General features: G+C 74.7%; 1 protein-coding gene and 1 pseudogene. One reads left to right on the top strand and one right to left on the bottom strand.

Annotated features, from left to right (window positions below):
• Positions 1 to 268: pseudogene (locus tag QOL99_RS17165) on the bottom strand (histone deacetylase); the annotation flags it as partial.
• Positions 269 to 374: 106 nt separating this feature from the next.
• Here QOL99_RS17165 and QOL99_RS17160 point away from each other — a divergent pair.
• Positions 375 to 1,161, top strand: a 787-nt coding sequence (locus tag QOL99_RS17160; protein ID WP_285525615.1) for a carbohydrate kinase family protein, incomplete at its 3' end; no start/stop codon positions are given.

Here is a 1,161-nt window from a genome sequence, read left to right as displayed (position 1 = left end):
GACTCCAGGGCAGCCCGAAGGCCCGTTCCTCGGCGGCCGTCACCTCGCCCCGGCGCCAGCGGCGCAGCCAGACAGGGTCGTGGATGCGGGCAGCGTCGGCCCAGCGCAGCGCGGGCGTGTCCAGCACCGGCAGCAGCCCAGTCAGGCGGTCCCGCACCCCCGCGTACTTGTAGGCCGGAAAGCGGTGGCCTTCCGGGAGGGGAAAGGTGTACGCGGCGGGCGTGTAGGCCCGGAACGGGTGGGAGAAGGCGGGAACGGGGGCAGTCACCGGATCAGTGTGGCGGGTGATGGGGCATGGGTGCCGCAGTCGGGCGCACCTTCGACAAGGGTTGAACAACCCTTCGGCGGCCGGGCAGTCCCTTACCCTGTGGCCCATGAGCGCCCCCCTGCCCCTGATCGTGAGCGCCGGAGAAGCCCTGACCGACCTCGTGACCGCCGGGGAGGAGGGCCTGTGGCGGGCGCACCCCGGCGGGGCCGGGTGGAACGTGGCCCGCGCCTGCGCCCGGCTGGGGGTGCCGTCCGCCTTTGCGGGGGCGGTGGGCGAGGACCACTTTGGAGACGACCTCGCGCGGGCGGGGGCCGGGGCGGGGCTGGACGCCCGCTTCCTGCAACGCGCCCCGCAGCCCACCCTGATGGCAGTGGTCTACCGGCTCGACCCGCCCGCCTACCGCTTCCTGGGCGAGAACAGCGCGGACCTGCATTTTGACCCGGCGCGTCTGCCGGGGGGCTGGCTGGGCGCGGCCCACTGGCTGCACGTGGGCGGGATCAGCCTCGCGCGGCCTCCCCTGTCACAGACCCTGCTCGACCTCGTGGCACGGGCAAAGGCGGCGGGCGTGCGGGTCAGCTTCGATCCCAATGCCCGCACCGCGCACCGCCACCCCAGCTACCCGGCGACCTTCGAGCGGGTGGTGCGCCTCTCGGACCTGCTGAAATTCAGCGACGAGGACCTCGCCTTCTTCTTCCCCGGCCAGAGCGAGGCGGACGCGCTGCGGCACCTGCGGGGGCTCAATCCCCGTGCTCCGCTGGTCGTCACGCGGGGCGGGGCCGGGGCCACCCTCTACCACGCCGCCGGACGGGTGGACCTGCCCGCCGTGCCCGTGCGGGTCGCGGACACCGTGGGGGCCGGGGACGCCCTGTGCGCGGACCTGCTGGTGGGCGCGG

The organism is Deinococcus rhizophilus, from assembly GCF_030271215.1.
Lineage (GTDB): Bacteria > Deinococcota > Deinococci > Deinococcales > Deinococcaceae > Deinococcus > Deinococcus rhizophilus.
The sequence above is the reverse complement of the archived record's forward strand: the minus strand, read 5'-3'. Positions and strand labels throughout refer to the sequence as shown.